This is a genomic window from Variimorphobacter sp. HTMS_6 (assembly GCF_059717775.1).
On sequence record NZ_AP046094.1, the window covers coordinates 3,210,019 to 3,225,726 of the forward strand.

The following is a 15,708-nucleotide window of genomic DNA, read 5'->3' on the forward strand; positions in this document are numbered from 1 at the left end:
TTTTCATTGTAATATAATAATACAAAGGATATAATGAAACGACAATTTCTTTCGTAAAACAAGTGACAGAATTGAGGTATATAATGAATAAAAAAATCAAGAAGTTATTCCTCCGCGCAGGAGGCGCCACCCTTTTGGCAGTACTTGGGTTAACAGTAAACTATTTTGGACAATCTACTGAACAACCCTCAACCCCATCGTATCAACCAACTGCTCAAGTAACCAATCAACCATCAACACAGCCAGTCACCATCACTCCTACCCAAACGGATGGTCAAATGGAAGTGCATTTTATCGATGTTGGTCAGGGCGATTCCATACTAATTAAAGATAACTCCCATGCCATGTTAATTGATGCAGGGGAGAATAACCAAGGCGGTACGGTTGTAAACTATCTTAAAAAAGAGAATATAAAAGAACTCGATTATGTTATCGCAACGCATCCTCACAGTGATCATATCGGAGGCATGGATACCGTAATACAGAACGTGAAGATAGATCAGATGATTTTGCCCAAAGTGGTGCATAACACAAAAACCTATGAGGATGTACTCGATGCCATACAGAGCAAGAACATCTCGGTAAAGCAACCAAAAGTCGGCGATACCTACACCCTGGGCAATGCTCATTTTATAATATTATCCCCCTCCTCCTCTTCTTATGAGGAACTAAACAACTATAGCGTGGGGATTAAACTTACCTTAGATAAAGTATCATTTATTATGGCAGGGGATGCTCAAACGCTTTCCGAAAAGGAAATGACGAAAACCGGAATCGATCTAAATGCAGATGTACTTAAACTAAGTCATCATGGTGCTGCTAATGCAATAAACGAAGACTATTATAATGCCGTAAACCCCAAGTATGCTGTAATCAGTGTTGGGAAAAATAATGACTATAATCATCCCAATTCAAAAACATTACAAGCTATGATCAAACATGGTATTTCTATCTTTCGTACCGACGTCCAGGGCTCTTTGGTATTTCGGACAGATGGAACCAATCTAACTGAAAATGTTACTCCGTATATCATCAAAAAGGATGATCTGAACAAGGGTAACTAGCAAGGAGGCAGCTATGAAAAAACTAGTCATTGATCGTATCGAAGGTAAATTTGCTTTCTGTGAACAGGAAGATAAAACCATTATTAAACTCCCGAAATACAAGCTTCCACTCGGCTGTAAAGAAGGAGAATGTATTGTTTTAAATAAGGACGGAATGTACGAAACAGACCTAGAGAATACAAGTAAACGAGAAAAACAGATAACCGATAAAATTAATCGTTTATTCGAGCGTTGATTTTAATTCACCGTTCACTGTTGTAGGAGCATATTTATTCCCCTGGGCAATTAAAACCTTTGGTTAAAATATTTCTTCTGCATTTTTATGAGTATAGATACTGAGACAACATAGGCATTCACTCGAATATGTAACTCTAATAATACATGTTAAATTCACAAGCTTTGTGATAAAATAAAAGAAAAGATTTAAATACTCCTCAGGAGATAATGTATGAATTATAAAGATATATTTAATACCGCTATGCTGGCTGGAGAAATTATAGCTCAAAGCGGAGCCGAAACCTTTCGTGTTGAGGATACGATGATAAGAATTTTAAAAACCACCGGAGCATCATCCGTGGAGGTGTATGCAACCACCACCGGAATTGTTGCATCCATATCAGTGGCTGATAAGGAGCCTTTATCCGGTGTGATAAGAATTGCAAACCGCTCCAATAATTTAAGCAGAGTAAATGATGTGAACCAAATATCCAGGGATATCTGTGATGGAAAAATTACTATTGATGACGCATATACCATACTGTTGAAGATCAAGACAAATAAAATATATTCTAACTTAACCATAGCCATTGCCTCCGTTATCTCCATGATTGGTTTTGCAGGTCTGTTCGGAGGAAGTCTATTAGACTGCGTTTTTGCAGGGATAAACGGACTTTTTATCATATTAGTCGGTCGATTGATTGATAACAAGTTGAACTCTACCTTTATGATTGATGCGATTAAATGCTTTGTATTGGCATTCCTGACCTTAGTTTTTGTAAATTATTATCCTTCCACACATATGAACATCATCATAATCGGATCGATCATGCCCTTTGTACCGGGCGTCCCTATCACCAATGCGATTCGTGACACCTTACAAGGTGACTATAACTCAGGTGCTGCCCGTGCTTTGGAGTCCTTTGTCATCTCCCTTGGAATTGCAGTAGGTGTGGGCTTTGGAATGGGCTTTTATCATATGATAGAAAGGATGTGGTAGGATGTTAATTCAGGCAATCAGTGCATTCTTTGCTTCGGCAGCCTTCTCTATATTATTCTACCTGCCAAAGAGATATATCATACATGCCGGAATGTCCGGGAGCTTCTGTTGGTTCATCTATCTGGTCGTTGAAAAAGTTACCGATGATAAGGTTTTAGCTACCTTCGTGGCAACTTTGGTTGTTGCGATAACCGCCCATATATTAGCCCGCCTTCTCAAAACTCCGGTCACTTTATTTTTAATTCCCGGAATCATCTGTCTGGTACCCGGCGGCGGTATGTATCAGATTGTTCAGAGCTTTATCGAAGGAAATAATGTGATGACACAGCGTTACTTTAATGAAACATTACAGGTAGCCGGAGCGATTGCATTGGGAATTTTTATAGTCGATACGATATTTAGAAAGTCTATTAAGAAATAGTTGAATTAAGAAGTAACTAAATTAAGTAATATCTGGATTAAGTATCATCTAGATACCATGAAGGAAAGGATGATAATAGTATGGAAGATCATATTTTAACCCTTCGGTTATTAAAAGAAACTTACGGTGTATGCAGGCTAAATCCTGAGGAGAGCATTCCTGATTGGGTTAGAAAGTCTGAATTCTTCTCCATCACCGCAACTTCTGAGGAACTATCCGTGGTATGCACCCAAAACTGTATTCCGGAGCATATTCGTTGTGAAAAAGATTGGAGAATATTAAAAGTGGAAGGCACTCTGGATTTCTCACTAATTGGGATCCTCTCCTCAATCAGCACTATATTGGCTCATAATAAAATCAGTATCTTTGCGATATCAACCTATGATACCGATTACATATTAGTTAAGAATAGCGACATCGATACTGCTATCCTTGCACTGAAATCCGAAAAAGAATTATTCCAGATACAAGAGTAGAAAAACATACTAGGGACGGTGTAACGTATGAGGTGAACTTGAGCACCTCATACGCTACACCTGTCTATGAATTAATAAATAATCTCATTCTTATTTCTGTTTATCTATAAGATATAATCTAATCGAACAAAACTTGTAATTTTTTTCATCTTAGTTTCATAAATTTTATATTTAAGATCCTCAGAACCTCATTAATAAACATATCTACAATTAATGCAACGCATCTCTTATTTATTTCTGATTATATATAGGAATTAGTCCAGTCATGTAACCATACCTTAGTAGCATAGTTATATCTTATCTTTTACCTCGGACGCAATTTTTTCCATCACCTCTTCAATCTCAAGACCTTCTGCATCGACAATCACATGAGCGTATTGTTCATAAAGTGGGCAACGTTCCTCGTACAATGACATTAACGTCTGTCCCTCTCGAAATACAACGCCTCGTTGTTGGATATTACCAAGACGCTTACTTATGGATTTATAGCTTAGACTAATGTATACAACAGTTCCGATATCTCTCAGGTGCTTCATCGCTCTCTCACCATAGATTACACTACCACCGGTTGCAATAACAGAATGAGTCACATCAATCTCTGCGTTAACTTGTTCTTCTATTTTTATTAGACCCTCCAGGCCGTCTCTTTTTATGATTTCTTTTAGCAAACATTTTTCTTGTTCCTGAATTAACAGGTCTGAATCTATAAATTGAAGGCCCAATACTTTAGCCAGAATAACTCCTATCGTACTCTTGCCAGCGCCCGGCATACCGATCAACACTATGTTTTTCATATCGCATAGTCCTTTCCTTCTTTTTAGCCGATTATATCATTTTTTGCGATGCATTTCTACGATTTATGACATTATTTAAATAATTAATTTATCCTATCCATTGCAAAATAGTATCAGTGAGAGTATGATGCAAGAATAAACTAACACCTAACAAACATAAAACGGTACACACTGTGATTCCATTACATAAATTTGTTTCAAATTACTCTGCGTACCTAGGACGGAGGAAAATATGTCACAAATTTTTGAAGCAATTATGGTAATCAGTTTTGGTATCTCATGGCCAACCTCACTCTTTAAATCTTACACTTCCCGCACCGCAAAGGGGAAGAGCCTTATTTTTCTATTATTTATCTTTATCGGATACATTTTCGGAATTCTCTCAAAGATCGTAGATCATAATATCACTTATGTTCTTGTGTTCTACATTATTAACGTACTTATGGTATCCATAGATTTGGCTCTCTATTTCAGAAACAAGCGATTTGATGCACAGTCAGAATAAATTAATTTATATATTTTGTAACCTTTTTGCATAGTTGATTGAGTTATTGGTAGAGAGGGGGTAACACATGAATTCAGATGCTAGGGATAAGAATGAGACTATCGATGATATTATCTCTCATTATACGAATCTCGTCTTTGGAATTGCCTTAACTCATACCAATAACAGAAGTGATGCCGAGGATGTATTTCAAGAGGTTTTCTTGATATATTTCAGAAAAAATCTAATTTTTCAAGATCAGGAACATCAAAAGGCATGGTTGATCAGAACAACAATCAATTGTTCAAAAAGGATTACCTTCAGCTCCTGGAAAAAGAAAGTGCAACTGGATTCTCTCCCTGACCAAGTTTTCGAATTTGTTAGCGATACAGAAAACAGCGTCTATTTAGCCCTAACTCAGCTACCTGCGAAATATAAAACTGCAATTTATTTGTTCTATTTTGAAGAGATGTCGATTGAAGAGATTAGTCGATTTTTAAAAATTAAAAAGGGAACAATTAAAGCACAACTATCTCGCGGGAGGGCTATGTTGCGCAATCTTTTGAAAGGGGAGTATTTTAATGAATAAGGACTTTTATAAAAAAATGCATGACCAGATGGTTCCGAGGCAAGAAGTCATCCATAATCTGAAAGAGACCTTGGAAGACACACAAACGGAAAGACCAATCATACACCTTTATCAAAGCCAGCGACCTACCATTGTTACACTGAGTTTTATCCTAATCCTTGCATTAATCATATATGTGAAATTGAATGATCCAACTACTAAGGATACTACTGGTCACAATTCTACTATACCAACCTCCATACAAAGCCCAATCTTTATAAATCCGAATGCGATTTACTCAAATATTCACTTACCTGAAAATGAATTTGGTACTTACATCGACATCCCCTACGGTTATTTCTTTCAGGATCACTTAGCCAGCCTTATTACAAACTCAGATTACGATAATTTTAATTGGAACGCATCTAATTCCACTCCTTCTTCACCGGTACCTCAACAGTATTTGCCTAGTGGTAATTACACGATAGCCTATAAATCCTTAACCGGAGATCCAGATTATGTTCGTAAAGATTCTGCTGGTAACAAAAAAACTTATGCAACTCAGATAAGCTATCAATATTATGATCCAGATTCGTTAAAGATACAAAAGTGCTTTAATGTATTTACTTTCTCATCAAAAGACTTGAAAACGAATGATGTCATTAAAAAATATCAAGTGCTGCAAAAAAATAAAACTATTGAGTTACCCTATATTGAACTTCCGAATCCCAGCACAAACACACCCATTAACACCTGTTTATATTATCAAAGCGGTGATTCCTTAGTTATAATAGAGGCACAGGCCGATCCTGTATTTGATACAACAGGCGGAAAGAGTGAAATAAATTATGTTCAGACGACACAGAATTATCAGCAGATTAATAACGAATTGCAAAATATAATGGTCGGGCTAGTTGAGAATTATGCCTCAGCAACAACCTCTCCCACCGGTAATAATAACAGCATGTTTCCTGAAGAGCTTGCTACCGCAAAGGTTATCGCAGACAACCCTGATTTTCCATCCAACCCATCCTTAACATTTGTAAAATCATTTGAAATCGGTGGCAAACAAAATACGAAGATAAATGTTAAGTTTACAACCTCAGTTGACAAGATTACTGATTCAGAGTATCAAATTACACTTACAAAGGATTGGGGCTTCACCTTCGGATCAACCTATGTAAAGAGTTTTTGGAAGTACCGTGTAACGAAGGATAGTGTGACATTAATCGATAAGAAGGATTTAGATAGTTTGCCCATGATAATTAAGTAATATGTTTGGTGTGTCTCCCATATTTATATAAAATTATATTGACAAACACAGACTATTGTAATAGTCTTATCACATAGACTATCGCAATAGTCTTATATTTTGAAACAGAGGAAGTATCATATGGAGATCAAATTATTCGACAGTGAACTAAAATTAATGAATCTGTTATGGGCGCATGAGCCGATTAGTGCGAAGGAATTAACGCTTTTGGCCTCGGAGCTTTATGACTGGAACAAGAATACGACATATACCGTTATTAATAAGTTAATCAAGAAGGGAATCATTGAGCGCAGTGAACCGGGCTTTTCATGCAAATCTGTAGCCCATAAAGAGGACGTTGCAAAGGTTGAGACCCATAGTTTAATCGAGCGCATGTTTTCCGGATCGCGAAAGGCCTTCTTTGCTAGCTTTATCGATGATAAAGAAATCAGTGAAGAAGAGAGAAATGAACTGATGGAAATGTTAAAAAATCATAGAACAAAGTAGAGGAATCCGATTATGTCTGAAGTTATATATTGGTTATTGAATATGAGCTTATTAGCAAGTGTGTCAGGTTTAGTAATCGTCATACTTCGTAGAATAAGAAAGCTTCCACGGAGGATTATTTATATACTTTGGGGTGTTCCCTTTTTACGCTTTCTGTTACCATTTGCATTTACCTGGGACTTTAGCTTCTTTCAATTACTAGATCGCTTTCGATATGCAACAGTTGTGTTCTGGAAACCCATGACTTCTACTAATATAGATGTTCAATTAGCAGCCAGCAATTACATAGGCGCTACCAATTATAAGAACAATTTCATCTATCAAAAACCGTTCCAGTTTAAAACTGATTTACTTGCGGATGTCTTTCATATCGCATTCTGGATATGGATTTTTGTAGCGCTCATACTCCTTCTATTTGTTATCGGTTCCTATATCATAACCCTACAATCCGTGAAAAATAACCAGTATGACTTAACAGCTCCTATGGTGTATGGATTGTTTAAGCAACATATTTTCATACCCACAAACTTGAAAGAACCGGATCGCCAATATATCCTTTTACACGAGAAGGTTCATGCCAAGCGACATGATAACCTATATCGTATGCTGGCATTGATCATCGTATGTCTTCATTGGTTTAATCCCTTCGCATGGTTTTATCTGAAACTATTTTACACTGACATGGAACTAGCCTGCGATGAAACTGTTTACTCCCGGCTATCAGATAAAAATAAACTCAGCTACGCGCATACTATTATCAACCACACCAAGGGAAGTAACTCCTATATGACTGCCTTTTCAGGTGCTCCGGCTAGACTTCGTATTGTTCAACTTCTCTCCTATCGTAAATTGACCCTATTATCACTGGTTATGTTACTTAGCTTTTTAGTTATTGTCTTCTTTACTCTACTAACCAATGCCGCATAAGAGGTGTGTTTATGAAAAAATTATTATATATTATAATCCCTATCTTACTGTTTTCTTTTTCATCCTGTGGTACATATACTCATAAAACAAAGCAAGACGTACCAATGGCAGAGCTTACAAATGGTGGTTACATCACTAGCAATAATGATTCTAAGAATCCGGTAACCGTTTGTAGCTGCGTCCCAATTCCTAAAAATTTTTCGATTGAGGATACCGTTCACCAGCGCATGTTCGTAATTGGTGATAATGGCGTCATTAGTGGTAAACAGTATTGGAACGAATTTTATTCTGCTTCTTTAAAAAAACATAATTCCAAGGTCATTATTGTCCACTTCTATAAACCAGAGACATCTGAAAGCAATATGTCTCACATTTTTATAGAACAGCTCACCTATACCTCGGGTAAGGGCTATACCTTTACCACCTTTGATGAATCCCTTCACAAATATCACTACCCCTATTTGATTCAAGTGTCCGGGCGTATGCCTAACGCTATTAGTGCAAGTCGGAATTACTATCTAGTTAAGAATCCTAGTTTGACCTACCATCAGTTGAATTGGTCTGTTCTGAGCAGTAGCAGTAAAGACTTTATTCCTAACGTGATGATTTGGTTTGAAACAATATCTCAACCATAGTCTGCATAAAAAAGGAGAAGAACCTTTTATGTTAATCTCAGATACGCTAATCTCGAAATGTCCGATTAAAACTTCCATAGATTTTAGAGCAGTTACAATAAAAACCCGAAAGAAAGAGAGACTTATTTAAAAGTCTCTCTTTCTTTCGGGTTTTTATTATGAACATATTATGGGGAAAAGCTTATTAAATAAATTACAACTTATTGATGAATCGTTCAAATGCTGCCTGTCCTTGTTCCGTTCTTTTAAATACTCCAGCGTGCTCTAACACTTTAAGAAATACTTTTCCAATTTCATCTTGAATGATTCTGTCAATATTATCTTCCGTTATATTTTCATAGTTAGGAAGAAATTCTTCTACCCAATAGGCATGCTTCATTATCATCTCATTGGTGTGAATGTAGTTACCTTTTAGTATGTATTCCTTCAATAATTCCATCTCCTCCTTTAATCTAGGAGGAAGAATGGCAAGTCCCATCACTTCAATCAATCCGATATTTTCCTTTTTGATATGATGAAGCTCTGCGTGAGCATGAAATAATCCATCCGGATACTCCGGTGTTGTCAAATTATTACGGAGTACCAAATCAAGTTCATAGAACTCTCCACGCTTTCTTGCAATCGGTGTAATGGTATTATGCAGTTCGCCTTCCGTCGAAGCGTAGATTTGAACCGATTCATCACTATACCCTCTCCATTGTTTTAAGATATGAGCCGCCAACTCAACCAGGCTGTGGTCAAATTGTGAGGTAAGTCTAATTACAGACATTGGCCATGCCACAATACCCAACTCAACATTCTCAAACCCTTTGATCGTATAGCTTTTCTCTATCGGAGCTTTTGCCATCGCAAATTCGTAATTACCACCTTGAAAATGATCGTGGCTTAATATCGAACCTCCTACAATTGGTAAATCCGCATTGGAACCCACAAAATAATGTGGAAAACGGATAACGAAATCAAGTAATTTACGAAATGCTGCTTTATCTATCTTCATTGGGACATGTTCGTCGTTAAATATAATACAATGTTCATTGTAATAAACATAAGGAGAATATTGAAAACTCCAGGGTTGATTACTAATGGTAACTGGTATGATACGGTGATTTTGTCTGGCCGGATGATTTACCCTACCGGCATAACCAACATTCTCTTTGCAGAGAAGACATTTCGGATAGCTAGCCTGTTTCATTTGCTTCGCTGCTGCTATTGCTTTCGGATCTTTCTCCGGTTTAGACAAGTTAATCGTAATATCAAGGTCTCCATATTCTATTTTCGTAATCCATTTGATGTCTTTTTTTATTCTGTATTTTCTGATGTAATTGGTTGATTGACAAAACTGATAATAATAGTCGGTTGCCGCTTTCGAAGAGATTGCATAACGTTTATTAAATTCTTCAATCACCACACTTGGGCTAGGTGTGACAAGCCCCATAATCATGGTATCAAATAAATCACGTTCCGTAATACTATTCTCCTGTAATAGACCTTTCTCATAAGCATAATCCAATAAATCTGATAAGATTTGTTCCAAATCCAGTTCACCCAATGCACCCAGCTCTTCAATATTCATCTGCTGTTCTTGTGGCTCCATGTAATAATCCAGTTGAAATAATTCAATTAATCGATTTACCGTATATTCTCTATCCGCTCTATGAATCAGTCCATTCATTTCTGCGTATGCAACTAGCTTTCTTATCCGTTCGTAAATCATATCTCCTCCAAAGTGACATCCAAAACCTCTATTAGGTTTCTGATAACTTCTCCTCTATAACTTAAACTAATTATTTATATCCGTTGGGATGATTTTTATGCCAGTTCCATGCTGACTCAATTATTTCCTCAAGATCTGCATGCTCCGGATTCCATCCAAGTACTGATTTTGCCTTCTCACTGGAGGCAATCAACACAGCAGGATCGCCCGCACGTCTTGGTGATACCTCTGCCTTAATTGGATCACTTGTAACCTTACGTGCAGTTTCTATTACCTCTTTTACGCTAAATCCGATTCCGTTACCAAGATTGAAGATATTACTTGGATTACCTTTCGCAAGGTATTCTACCGCCAAGATATGTGCCTGAGCAAGGTCTGTCACATGAATATAATCTCTGACGCAGGTTCCGTCTTTCGTGTTATAATCCTCACCGAATATCTTTATGGAATCTCGTTGTTTATTCGGAACTTGTAAGATAAGAGGAATTAGATGGGTTTCCGGTTTATGTGCCTCACCGATCTGACCACTCTTATGTGCACCACATGCATTAAAATAACGCAGAGATACATATCTCAGCCCGTGTGCCTGCTCCGTCCAATAGAACATCTTTTCCATTGATAGCTTTGTCTCACCATACGTATTTGTTGGAGCGGTACGATCCGTCTCTACGATAGGAACTCTTTCAGGCTCTCCATAAGTTGCAGCAGTGGAAGAAAATACAATCTTATCAATCTTATGTGCTACCATGGATTGTAAAAGAACCTTGGTTCCATTTACATTATTATCATAATACTTCAAAGGGTTTTCCATACTCTCACCAACGAGTGAGTTTGCTGCAAAATGAATAACAGCATCGATCTTTTCCTTATCAAATACGCTGTCGATAAAGGCACGGTCACGGATATCACCCTGATAAAAACGTGCTTTGGGATGAACAGCCTCAATATAACCTGTTTCCAGATTATCAACAATTACTACATCCTCTCCACGATCAATTAACTCATAAACTGTATGGGATCCAATATATCCAGCCCCACCTAAAACTAATATTGTCATACTTCTTCATCCTCTCTTTCTTTAACTATCACTTAGGTAATTACAATACTCCTACAGTATTACCTGTATTGATATTACTAATAATATAATATTTATTAGTTCGGATGTCAAAGCGTAACCGGACCATTCCCTATCTCCACAATATAAAATGATGCCTCATACCCGATTTTTTCTTTGTATTCTTCTCCAACGTGCTTTATGAAGTTATCAATTGCTTCTTCCTTTACGATGCTAACCGCACATCCTCCAAAGCCTGCTCCAGTCATTCTTGCTCCTATTACACCTTCCTGCTTCCAGGCTGATTCTACAATAGTATCAAGCTCAATTCCGGTTACTTCGTAATCATACTGCAGAGAAATATGGGAGTCATTCATTAATTTTCCAAAACGCTCAAGATCTCCCTGCTTCAGTGCTTCTACTGCTTGTACTGTACGTTGATTTTCATATACTGCATGTTTTGCACGCTTGATATGAATTGGATTATGTATAGAAGTTTGGTAAGATTCAAACTCTTCTTCACTCAACTCACCAAGAGAGTTTATGGATACCACCTTCTGTAAATCCAAGAGAGCAGTTTCACATTCTCCTCTTCTTTCGTTGTATTTGGAATCACCTAGCCCGCGTTTTTTATTCGTATTCATTATAACAATCTTCGCTCCATCCAAATGAATCGGTGCATATTCATAGGATAAATCCGATGTATCCAAAAATATCGCATGATCTTTCTTTCCCATCGCTATAGCAAACTGATCCATAATTCCACAATTCACACCATTGAAGTGATTCTCACTATACTGACTCATGATTGCCAAATCCGTCATATCAATATCCAGGTTAAATAACTCGACTAACACAAATCCCGTTAATACTTCAATGGATGCCGAAGAAGATAATCCAGATCCATTCGGAATATTACCAAAGTACAAGATATCCATTCCCTGATCAATCCGGTACCCTTTCTTTTGCATCGTCCAAATGATTCCTTTCGGATAATTAGCCCAATCATCTTCTTTTTTATACAGAATCTCTTCAATTGAGGATTCTATCACACCTAAGTTATCTAAATTTATAGAATAGAAACGTAGTTTTTTATCGTCTCTCTTTCTGGCTACTGCATAGGTTCCTATTGTTAACGCACAGGGAAAAACATGTCCGCCATTGTAATCAGTATGTTCACCGATCAGATTCACTCGTCCTGGTGCAAAGTAAGCATTATATTCTCCGCTATCACCAAAAATCTCTTCGAATTTCAACAACAACTCCTTCTTCAATTAAATCCTCCTTTCTGCCAATACCATGAATTAGGCTTCACACAAACTTGATTTGTGGATGATATTGTATACCCACTCTGATCATTTATTATATTCTTGATATTACTTTATATTCTTATTTATTCTATATATTTTGTTTTATAACATATTTTCTGTTTCTTTGAGTAAATAATACTCCTCTTTACGCTTCTTGTAAAGAGGAATTTTATAATTTTTATTCGCTTTTAAATACAAATTTCATAACAATATTTTGTGCATAATCTCCAAATGCTTCTCCAAACAAGTTCAATCCACCCTTATTTTTCGCATCTTCTTTGATTCCAATTCTCACAGAGATAAAATCTTCTTGAATCAGATTAAAATCCTTTAGCACCTGATCAGCACTTTGTTCATCATCCAAAAAACATCCCTGTTCAGTAAGCTTCCAGGTCTTTAATAATCCGTACTGCGAATTCTTATCCGGCCACCATTCAGGATTTAATTTTCCTCTTCTGCCACCAAAGTCACTTTGACAAGTCCATGTTCCGACTTCCTTCTCATTGATCCAAAGTGTAATATCAGAAGGATAATTCATATTATATTCATGATCTTCAGAGCAAATCTCCATGGATATTTCTATAAAATCAATTTCTTTCTGCATTAATGAATGATTTGGAAACCTGTATTCTATATATCCATCTCCAAACCAGATTAACTGAGCCTCCGACCTCTCTGGTAAGTAAAAGCAGCGAGGTTCATCCTCATGACCAATCGGCCCTTTTGAACTAACAATGCCGCAGGTAGGTTTAATTTTATAATCAACATAATCCCCTATCGGCATTCGGATAATTACTTCCTCCTGTTTCAGATTCATCGTCGTATTAAGTTCAACATAGATATGATCCAGCACAGCACGACAAACCTTTGCTGATCCTCTTATTCCGGGCAATAACGTAGTTTTAATAAAGCCTGCCTCCTCCAAAACCTTTACGTGAGCTGCTGACGATGAGGGCGGAATATTAAGTAGTTCCGCTATTTCATTTACATTCAGTTCCTTATAGCGCAGATGGCGCAGTATCTCGATCCTCGTTTCGGAGGATAATGCCTTTGAGATAGTCGCAAGCTTTTCCGTATCATCCAGATTCATCTTGATCGTTTGTATCATAAGCTCCTCCAGAAATTCATCAATAATACCTCTTTGTATTACTTTATATCTCTCATGGATTTATTCTTCCTCATTATTGCTAAGGATTTGAATCCCCCTATGTTCAACCGCAGTTGAGAACACAATCTGAGTACTGGTTTTTCCAAACCTTTGAACATCTCCAATGAAAACATCCAAATCCATTGTACTTTGAAAACAAACTTTTATCAACATTGAATAGTTACCGGTAACACAATTACACTCCATTACATTCGGACATTCCTGGATGAAGGGATAAAACTCCTGCTTCTGGTCAGGCGCCACCTCTAGGTTTATGAATGCAGTTATATGATATCCAAGCTTTAGCCAATCTATCTCTGTATGATAACCTTTAATAACTCCCTGTTTTTCCAATCGGGAAATGCGTGCCGCCGCAGCAGGTGATGATAGATACACCCTGTCTGCCAACTGTTTCAATGGCACCCTGGCATTTTCCTGAAGCATACTCAAAAGTTGCTTATCAATCTGATCCATGGACTTCCTCCCTTATGTTCTAAACTGAGCAGTAATGCTTACAGTTTAATAGAAAAGCTTTTACAGCTCAACTTTCTGGTATTCTAATTAAACATTTTAAGCCCGCGGATTTTATAATGCAAGTAAATAATTATACTGCATTCCCCTCCTTTTTAAAGTTGTATCTCTAAAAGCATTTTTAATTGATTTTCATATACCCATTTTGGACTATAACGCTGGCGAACCGTCTTTTTTGCTTGGAGAATTCCATTCCTCTCTATATCTCCTACAATTAATCTCGCATTCTCTTCGTAATACATCTTTTCACTTGGATGATAGGTTTCATAGGTATCAAATCCAAAATTGCGAGCACTCCACCTCATATAATAAGCCCCAAGTATATCCCCAACTTCCTTTAGTGCGGGGACAGCTTCATTTAACACCAGATAATTTCCCATGGCGGAAGCCTCAAGAGCGGTTAAGCCAAAGGATTCAGACATCGAAGGGCATATAAAGAGATTCGAGAGGGAAAACAAATTTAATACGGCCTCCCTCATAAGACCCAACGAATATCCGAAATCACTGACAAATATCACATCTTCCGGATAAATCCCTGAATTAATACCCGCTTTCCATATCCTTTGTTTGTATTCATTGGCGTCAGTATCAATAGCAGTAAATTCACAAAATATTACCTTTACCCGGTACGAACTTACCGTTTGAATTGCACCTGCCAACATCGCTACTTTCTCAAAATGCTTCCCTATAGTAAATCTAGCGGGATAAACTATTAAAATATCCGGCGATAACAGATCAATTTTCTCATGTAGATCAATAACCTGAGGATGCATGTTTCCGATTAGATTTAAGGAGTTATTCAGCACCCTACATCGTTCTGGCTCCACATGATATTGTCTGGATAAGGAGGGCAATCCACATTCTGTCGGATAGGTGTATATGGTATTCTTCATCGGACTATACCTGGCTGAATGTGGCCAGGGAACTTGAACATTCACCTGGCTTTCATCCGGCAATGAGTGTGTCACTGCAATAAATCTTAAATATGGTAATCGATCGACAGCATATCGAACCGCAACATTATGTACCAAATGCCATCCTTGATAATGAATATCGTGCATAATACATACATCTAGATCCTTTAATTTTTGTGTCAAATCCTTACCGATCTCAGTTGCTTCCTCCATAAAATTCTTATGAATGGGGATATCAGGAGAGCTATAATCCCTCCAATGAATTTGCTTACCCTTATATCGATTGCATACCTTCACCCACTTAATTCTCGAATCCAAATACACTCCTGATTTTTCGCTTTCTGGCATATCCTCACATACAAATAGAGTGACTTCCTCTCCCGCATCCAATAACATACGAACATGATCCGCAACTACGTTAACCAAAGAATAAATGCTTGCCAAGCCATTAAACATCGTTAAAATTCCTACTCTCATATGAGCTCCAATCAAACTTTTTTATAAAATATGCCTGAATCAGTATCTTTACGAATGAATTCTAGTTCCATCTTGATTTTATTAAAAGTTTTGCCACAAATTAAAAAGAATAGGATATCTTCGACACATTTCGCCATGTGATTCATATAATGTTTTGAGGAGTTAACTATGCCGTACGACTCAATATCATATGAGGAATACGTTTCATTTTTATAAA

Annotated in this window: 18 protein-coding genes; 11 read left to right on the forward strand and 7 right to left on the reverse strand. The window is 37.1% G+C overall.

The window, feature by feature from the left end; all coding sequences use genetic code 11:
• Nucleotides 1-83 precede the first annotated feature (83 nt).
• The 5 genes from AC6IWN_RS14455 to AC6IWN_RS14475 all read left to right on the forward strand — a co-directional run bounded on the left by AC6IWN_RS14455 (nt 84) and on the right by AC6IWN_RS14475 (nt 3,177).
• Nucleotides 84-1,064, forward strand: a complete 981-nt coding sequence (locus AC6IWN_RS14455) for an MBL fold metallo-hydrolase (RefSeq protein ID WP_497988155.1) — start codon at nt 84-86, stop codon at nt 1,062-1,064.
• 13 nt (nt 1,065-1,077) lie between these two features.
• Nucleotides 1,078-1,299: a DUF3006 domain-containing protein gene (locus AC6IWN_RS14460; protein WP_497988157.1), complete on the forward strand. Its 222-nt coding sequence runs from the start codon at nt 1,078-1,080 to the stop codon at nt 1,297-1,299.
• A gap of 213 nt (nt 1,300-1,512) precedes the next feature.
• Complete coding sequence (locus AC6IWN_RS14465; RefSeq protein WP_497988159.1) at nt 1,513-2,280, forward strand: threonine/serine exporter family protein; 768 nt, start codon at nt 1,513-1,515, stop codon at nt 2,278-2,280.
• Nucleotide 2,281: 1 nt separating this feature from the next.
• Nucleotides 2,282-2,701 carry a threonine/serine exporter family protein gene (locus tag AC6IWN_RS14470; RefSeq protein ID WP_497988161.1) on the forward strand — a complete coding sequence of 140 codons (420 nt, stop codon included), beginning with the start codon at nt 2,282-2,284 and terminating at the stop codon, nt 2,699-2,701.
• Nucleotides 2,702-2,781: 80 nt separating this feature from the next.
• On the forward strand, nt 2,782-3,177 hold the full coding sequence (locus AC6IWN_RS14475) for an ACT domain-containing protein (RefSeq protein ID WP_497988163.1): 396 nt from the start codon (nt 2,782-2,784) through the stop codon (nt 3,175-3,177).
• Between the two features lie 290 nt (nt 3,178-3,467).
• Here the strand turns inward: AC6IWN_RS14475 and AC6IWN_RS14480 are convergent, their stop codons facing one another.
• On the reverse strand, nt 3,468-3,971 hold the full coding sequence (locus AC6IWN_RS14480) for a shikimate kinase (RefSeq protein ID WP_497988165.1): 504 nt from the start codon (nt 3,969-3,971) through the stop codon (nt 3,468-3,470).
• Between the two features lie 232 nt (nt 3,972-4,203).
• Between AC6IWN_RS14480 and AC6IWN_RS14485 the strand changes: the two genes are divergently transcribed.
• The 6 genes from AC6IWN_RS14485 to AC6IWN_RS14510 all read left to right on the forward strand — a co-directional run bounded on the left by AC6IWN_RS14485 (nt 4,204) and on the right by AC6IWN_RS14510 (nt 8,344).
• Nucleotides 4,204-4,476 carry a hypothetical protein gene (locus AC6IWN_RS14485; RefSeq protein WP_497988167.1) on the forward strand — a complete coding sequence of 91 codons (273 nt, stop codon included), beginning with the start codon at nt 4,204-4,206 and terminating at the stop codon, nt 4,474-4,476.
• Between the two features lie 67 nt (nt 4,477-4,543).
• A complete protein-coding gene (locus AC6IWN_RS14490) occupies nt 4,544-5,044 on the forward strand; it encodes an RNA polymerase sigma factor (protein WP_497988169.1) in 501 nt (166 codons plus the stop codon).
• Nucleotides 5,037-6,296 carry a hypothetical protein gene (locus tag AC6IWN_RS14495; protein WP_497988171.1) on the forward strand — a complete coding sequence of 420 codons (1,260 nt, stop codon included), beginning with the start codon at nt 5,037-5,039 and terminating at the stop codon, nt 6,294-6,296. The genes AC6IWN_RS14490 and AC6IWN_RS14495 overlap by 8 nt, the downstream gene beginning before the upstream one ends.
• 120 nt (nt 6,297-6,416) lie before the next feature.
• Complete coding sequence (locus tag AC6IWN_RS14500; RefSeq protein ID WP_497988172.1) at nt 6,417-6,782, forward strand: BlaI/MecI/CopY family transcriptional regulator; 366 nt, start codon at nt 6,417-6,419, stop codon at nt 6,780-6,782.
• A 12-nt stretch (nt 6,783-6,794) separates the two neighbouring features.
• On the forward strand, nt 6,795-7,709 hold the full coding sequence (locus tag AC6IWN_RS14505; protein ID WP_497988174.1) for a M56 family metallopeptidase: 915 nt from the start codon (nt 6,795-6,797) through the stop codon (nt 7,707-7,709).
• Nucleotides 7,710-7,720: 11 nt separating this feature from the next.
• The gene (locus AC6IWN_RS14510) at nt 7,721-8,344 is read left to right on the forward strand and encodes a hypothetical protein (RefSeq protein WP_497988175.1); all 624 of its coding nucleotides are present in this window, start codon (nt 7,721-7,723) and stop codon (nt 8,342-8,344) included.
• A gap of 193 nt (nt 8,345-8,537) precedes the next feature.
• On the opposite strand, the gene galT is transcribed toward AC6IWN_RS14510, so the two are convergent.
• The 6 genes from galT to AC6IWN_RS14540 form a co-directional block, all read right to left on the reverse strand.
• Nucleotides 8,538-10,058 carry a UDP-glucose--hexose-1-phosphate uridylyltransferase gene (gene galT / locus AC6IWN_RS14515; protein WP_497988177.1) on the reverse strand — a complete coding sequence of 507 codons (1,521 nt, stop codon included), beginning with the start codon at nt 10,056-10,058 and terminating at the stop codon, nt 8,538-8,540.
• Nucleotides 10,059-10,128: 70 nt separating this feature from the next.
• The gene (galE, locus tag AC6IWN_RS14520) at nt 10,129-11,115 is read right to left on the reverse strand and encodes a UDP-glucose 4-epimerase GalE (protein WP_497988179.1); all 987 of its coding nucleotides are present in this window, start codon (nt 11,113-11,115) and stop codon (nt 10,129-10,131) included.
• A 107-nt stretch (nt 11,116-11,222) separates the two neighbouring features.
• On the reverse strand, nt 11,223-12,386 hold the full coding sequence (locus tag AC6IWN_RS14525; RefSeq protein WP_497988181.1) for a galactokinase: 1,164 nt from the start codon (nt 12,384-12,386) through the stop codon (nt 11,223-11,225).
• Between the two features lie 214 nt (nt 12,387-12,600).
• Nucleotides 12,601-13,530, reverse strand: coding sequence for an ArsR/SmtB family transcription factor (locus AC6IWN_RS14530; protein ID WP_497988183.1), 930 nt, complete (start codon nt 13,528-13,530; stop codon nt 12,601-12,603).
• 60 nt (nt 13,531-13,590) lie between these two features.
• Nucleotides 13,591-14,043, reverse strand: a complete 453-nt coding sequence (locus AC6IWN_RS14535; RefSeq protein WP_497988184.1) for an Lrp/AsnC family transcriptional regulator — start codon at nt 14,041-14,043, stop codon at nt 13,591-13,593.
• A gap of 152 nt (nt 14,044-14,195) precedes the next feature.
• Nucleotides 14,196-15,491 carry a glycosyltransferase gene (locus AC6IWN_RS14540; RefSeq protein WP_497988186.1) on the reverse strand — a complete coding sequence of 432 codons (1,296 nt, stop codon included), beginning with the start codon at nt 15,489-15,491 and terminating at the stop codon, nt 14,196-14,198.
• Nucleotides 15,492-15,708: the final 217 nt, after the last annotated feature.